At 70.5% G+C, this 4,870-nt stretch carries 4 protein-coding genes and 1 tRNA gene; 3 read left to right on the top strand and 2 right to left on the bottom strand.

Annotated features, from left to right (window positions below; genetic code table 11):
• Positions 1-76 precede the first annotated feature (76 nt).
• A tRNA-Arg gene (locus GT042_RS02045) sits at positions 77-152 on the bottom strand.
• A gap of 360 nt (positions 153-512) precedes the next feature.
• On the opposite strand from GT042_RS02045, the gene GT042_RS02040 reads away from it, so the two are divergent.
• Complete coding sequence (locus GT042_RS02040; protein WP_345943648.1) at positions 513-1,058, top strand: GNAT family N-acetyltransferase; 546 nt, start codon at positions 513-515, stop codon at positions 1,056-1,058.
• 278 nt (positions 1,059-1,336) lie between these two features.
• Entirely contained in the window at positions 1,337-2,374 is a 1,038-nt protein-coding gene (locus tag GT042_RS02035) for an AMP-binding protein (protein ID WP_345943647.1), read from the top strand.
• A 14-nt stretch (positions 2,375-2,388) separates the two neighbouring features.
• Here the strand turns inward: GT042_RS02035 and GT042_RS02030 are convergent, their stop codons facing one another.
• On the bottom strand, positions 2,389-3,780 hold the full coding sequence (locus GT042_RS02030) for a M6 family metalloprotease domain-containing protein (RefSeq protein WP_161306970.1): 1,392 nt from the start codon (positions 3,778-3,780) through the stop codon (positions 2,389-2,391).
• 346 nt (positions 3,781-4,126) lie between these two features.
• Here GT042_RS02030 and GT042_RS02025 point away from each other — a divergent pair, with 346 nt between their 5' ends.
• Entirely contained in the window at positions 4,127-4,783 is a 657-nt protein-coding gene (locus GT042_RS02025; protein ID WP_161306969.1) for a TetR/AcrR family transcriptional regulator, read from the top strand.
• The last annotated feature ends 87 nt before the right edge of the window (positions 4,784-4,870 follow it).

Here is a 4,870-nt window from a genome sequence, read left to right as displayed (position 1 = left end):
AAACCACCACCCCCATGCTGCCCCCACAGAAGGAAACGCCAAAGGCCCCGGACCATGATCGGTCCGGGGCCTTGGCTGGTGCCCCCGGCAGGATTCGAACCTGCGACACCCGCTTTAGGAGAGCGGTGCTCTATCCCCTGAGCTACGAAGGCGGGGGGCTTGGGGTGAGCCTCGGAGGAATTTGTACAAATGAATCCTCAGGCAAGGCGGCCAAGCCCGCTGGAAACAGCGTAGCGGATGCCCGTCCCGGGCGACGCCCCGGAGAGGAGCGGTGGGCGGGGGCTGCGGGCTGATGTGTTGACTTTCCGGGGCGCGGCACGGGGGTGCGGGCTGGGTGAGGTCGTCGTCCTGGTCCGCCACGCGGCCGTGGAACGGGGCTTCGACAGGGCCGTGTCCGGTCCCTGCGTGCGGCGTGACGCGTTCCTTCGGCGGGGGTTCGGGGAACGTGGTGGGAACGTATGTCTGTTCTGGGTAGTCTGCCTCGATCTGACCAGGCCGGAGAGGTTCCCATCGTGAGTGTCACCACGTCGTCGCTGCCCGAGCGGATCGAGCTTTCGGGGGAGGGGGTTGTTCTCCGTGACTGGGTGGAGGGGGATTTGGTCGCCATGCCGGAACTGTTCGACCATCCCGACGTCGCCTATTGGACGCCGATCGTCTCGCCCTTCGACGAGGCGGCGGCCCGTGCGCGGCTGGAGCGGGATCGGCAGATGCGGAAGGAGGGTACGACCATCCTCCTCGCCATCACCGTCGACGGCGGTGCGCCGCTGGGCGAAGTGATGCTTCGGCGTGCCGCCGGGGGTGCGGCGGAGCTTGGGTACGCGGTCGGTCCTGCGCACCGTGGACAAGGGCTGGCGGCTCGGGCGGTGCGTGTCATGGCCGCGTACGCCTTCGAGCAGTTGGGCGTTGAGCAGGTCGTACTGGAAGTGGAGGCCGAGAACGCTCCCAGCGTGTCCGTGGCCACCAGAACGGGCTTCGAACTGCTCGATGTACCGCCGATCACGGGCGAGGAGAAGGGGCGGCCCTATGTCCTCCAGGCGTGGGGCCTGAAGCGTCCCTGATTCGGGGCTGGGTGCGGGAAGGTTCTCGGGGCTGGGTGGGGAAAGTTCTCGGGGTTGGGTGGGGAAGGCCGGAATTCGGACGGCGGATACGCCGGTCGCCTTGATGGGCGGAGTCCTGTTGTTGACCTTGGGGGTGGGGGCGCATAGCGTCCGGTGGTGTGGGGGATCTTGGGCGGGTTGTGGCTGCGTTGACTGCGCCTGGGGCGCCCTTCGGGGTGGTACGGGGGGAGAGCGGGGGGCTCGTTTATGCGAGTGGGCCCCGGACCCTGGTCGAGTTTGTGGAGACCACGTGGGCCTTCGGGGACCGGCCGTTTCTTTTGATCGGTGAGCGGAGCTTCAGTTACGGGGAGTTCTTCGCCGCCTCTTCCGCTTTGGCCGTGCGCCTTGTGGGTGGGGAATTCGGGCTGCGGCCCGGTGATCGTGTGTGCATTGCCATGAGCGATCGGATCGAGTGGCAGGTTGCCTTCTGGGGCGTTCAGTTGGCCGGGTTGGTGGCTGTTCCCGTTGACCCCTCTTGGGGGGAAGAGGCGGTCGCATCCGTGCTCGACGACTGCACCCCTCGGTTGTTGTTCGTCGATCGTGCCCGGCTGTCGCGCGTTGAGGGTTGGGCCCATGCCGCGGCGGCGCCGGTGGTTCTCCTGGAGGGGGAGCCGGAGGGCGCCGATCCTGCTCTCGCTCCTCCCGGGCTCGACGTGCGCCCGGAGGACTGCTCCACCATCTTCTATATGGGTGGCGGGAGTTCGGGCCGTCGGCCCCTCGGTGCCGTTGCCACCCACCTTGCGCAGGCCGGGGCCGTGATGAACGCGCGCTTCTTCGCTGCCGTCTCCGATCTTGGGCGGGGAGGACGAGGACCGGGACGCGGGCCGATTCCCGGGTTCGGGGCCGTGCCCGTCACGAACCTCACGTACCCCTTCTTCCACCCCGCCTCCTTTGCCGATGTCTATCGCGCCATGGCCCTCGGTGGCTCGCTCCGGGTGGGGGAGGGGGAGAGGGGCGCGGGCCGGGGTGGGTCGACCGTCGCCGAGACCTCTGGCGCCGTGCTCTTCGACGGGCTGCCCACCCCCGTCACCGAAGTCCGCGTCACCGGGCCCCGCGGCGAAGCCCTCCCCGACGGCGAAGTGGGGGAGCTGTGGCTGCGCGGGCAGTCGCTCGCGCGCGGGTACTGGGGCGATCCGGAGGCCGGCCGCGCCGCCTTCCCGGAGCGTGGCGGTGGGTGGTTCCTGACCGGTGTCCGGGCCACGGTCCGGGACGGCTGTGTCAGCCGGTACGAGGGAGGGGGAGGAGGAGAGGGAGGAGGAGGGGACGGGGGAGCTTGAGGGGCCCTGCCTGCCTATGAGCGCGTCACCTTCACCTTGAACTCGCTCCCCTTCTCCCCCACCACCGCGATCCGGATCCCGTTCGCCCGGTCCACGAACGACTCGCCCGGGCGGTACGGCGCGTCAGACAGCTCCGCGTGCACGTTCGGCCGCCGCGTGCAGCCCCCGCTCGTCTTCGCGCTGTCCGCGACCGTCACCGGCCCGCGTCCCGTGTCCACCCCCGAGTCCACCCGGTAGATCAGCACCCCCGGCCGGCACACGGCCTCGTCGTTGCCGGCCCGGGTGCGTACCTCCACCGCGTACCCCGCGTCCTCGGATATCGGTACGAACGTCAGCTTCGGGCCCCCCGCCGTCGCCAGCGGGCCCAGCACGTGCTCACTGCTCCCCTCCGTGGAGGCGCAGCTGATCTGTGAGTCGTCCAGCCAGCCGAGCTTCCATTTGTGCCAGCCCAGCAGGTCGTTGTTGGCCCCCCAGTCCTCCGACATGATGTCCCAGTGCCCGACCGTGCCCCCGCCCTGCGGCGTGTACAGGTCGGGCAGGCCGAAGACATGGCCGTTCTCGTGGGGCAGCACCCGGTAACCCGTCTCCGCGTACGACCCCGAGCCGTCGTCCTGGCGGCTGTAGACGAACGACGTGTTGGCCAGCGGCACGCCGTCCGCGTGGGGCGCGTCCCCGTTCCCCGAGAAGGTGACGGACAGGACCGTGTCCAGCGCCGAGGGGCCCGCGTTGGGCGTGACCAGGACGTTGATCAGGTCGTACTCGCTGAAGTCGACCTTCGGGTCCGCTGTCCGTACGAGGTCCTCGACGAGCTTCCGGTAGCCCGGCTCGTACGGTGACCCGCGGACTATCCCGTACGCCGTGAAGTCCTGCGGCATGCGCAGCCAACTGGTCACCGGGGCCTCGGGACGGTAGTCGAGCCGCCCGTACGAGCTTGTCCTGAACCACTCTGACGTCTGCGGGAAGAACTCCCCGAGCCGCCCCAGCGCGTCCCCCGGGCCCGGCGCGTCGGGGAAGTCGATCATCAGGTTCAGGGCGCGGACCGTGCCGGTGGAGGGGGAGTAGCCGGGCGGGGTGGGCACGCCCTCGGACATCTGCACGGTGGAGCCGGAGGCGATACGGCACGGGCCGAGGGCCGAGTCCTGGCCGGTGGCCGTCGGACCCGCGCTGGCCCGGGACGGGGCCTGGAGGGTCGCGCTCGCCGTGGTGAGCGCGGCGAGGGTGAGTGCGGCGAGGCCCGCGAGCGCGCTGAGCCGGCCGGGCCTGCGGTGACGGCCGCGGTACGGGCCCGGGCGCCCGTCGCCTCTGCCGTTCCCTCCGCCGTTCCCTCTGCCCCCGCCTACGCCTCCGCCCCCGTCTCTGCCTCCGCCTCCCCCTCCGCCCCTGCGTATCCGACGCGTCTGCTGCATGCGGTCGCCTCCGGGTCCGCGGCGGCGGGCCGGTCGTGACCGCTGCCTGTTCGATACCGCTGCCTGCTCGCTCACCTGCCTGTTCGATCACCCTCCGTCGGTCGGCGTGTCGGCGCTCGCTGGGTGCGCCGATCGTGGGTTTTTTCCTGGTTTGTGTGTGCTTCGCGCATGATCGTTCTTCATGTGACCCAGGTCACGCGGGGAAGGTGAAATAAGCGGGGACCCTCTCCCCGTTTGCACGTGTGTTCCAGGGAAACGGGGAGGCGATCCCCGCTTACCGAGGAGCCGCGGCCCCCGCTCAGCGGGGGCTCAGATCGACCGACGAACGACCGAGGGAGGGCCGGACGTGACCACCACCGCCGCGGAACCACGCGTGCGCCGCATTCCCCGGCCGCGCGCCGACGCGCTGCGCAACCGGGAGCGGATCGTGCACGCCGCCCGTGAGATGTTCGTGGAGTTCGGCCCCGAGGCCGCGTTCGACGAGATCGCCCGCCGCGCAGGCATCGGGAACGCCACGCTGTACCGGCACTTCCCCGACCGGCGCTCCCTCGTCAACGACGTCGTGCTCTCCGTGATGGCCCGTACCGCCGAACAGGCGGAGCGGGCCGCGATCGAGGAGGACGACCCGTTCGCCGCGCTGCGCCGCTTCGTGCACGCGGCCGCCGACGAACGGATCGGGGCCCTGTGCCCCATGCTCTCCGGTACGTTCGACCGGGACCGCCCTGAACTGGACGCCCAGCGCGAGCGCCTCGAAGGCGCCGTGGAAGGGCTGATGGAGAGGGCCAGAAGGACCGGACAGCTGCGCACCGACGTCGCCGTGGGCGATCTGATGGTCGCGTTGTCCCAGCTCACCCGCCCGTTGCCCGGTACCGGCTGCGTAGAAATGGACCGGTTCACCCACCGGCATCTCCAGCTCTTCCTGGACGGACTGGCCGCCCCGGCCCGGTCCGTACTGCCGGGCAAGGCCGCCACCCTGGAGGATCTGCGCCGCGCCGCTCCGTGACGCGCCCTGAACCAAGACCCACGGACCAAGACCCACGGACAAAGCCCTACGGACCCGCGGACCCGCGGACCCGCGGACCCGCGGACC

The sequence above is a fragment of the Streptomyces sp. SID3212 genome (genome assembly GCF_009865405.1).
Taxonomy (GTDB): Bacteria; Actinomycetota; Actinomycetes; order Streptomycetales; family Streptomycetaceae; genus Streptomyces.
Note: the sequence above shows the minus strand (reverse complement) of the source record. Positions and strands in the feature narration are given on the sequence as shown.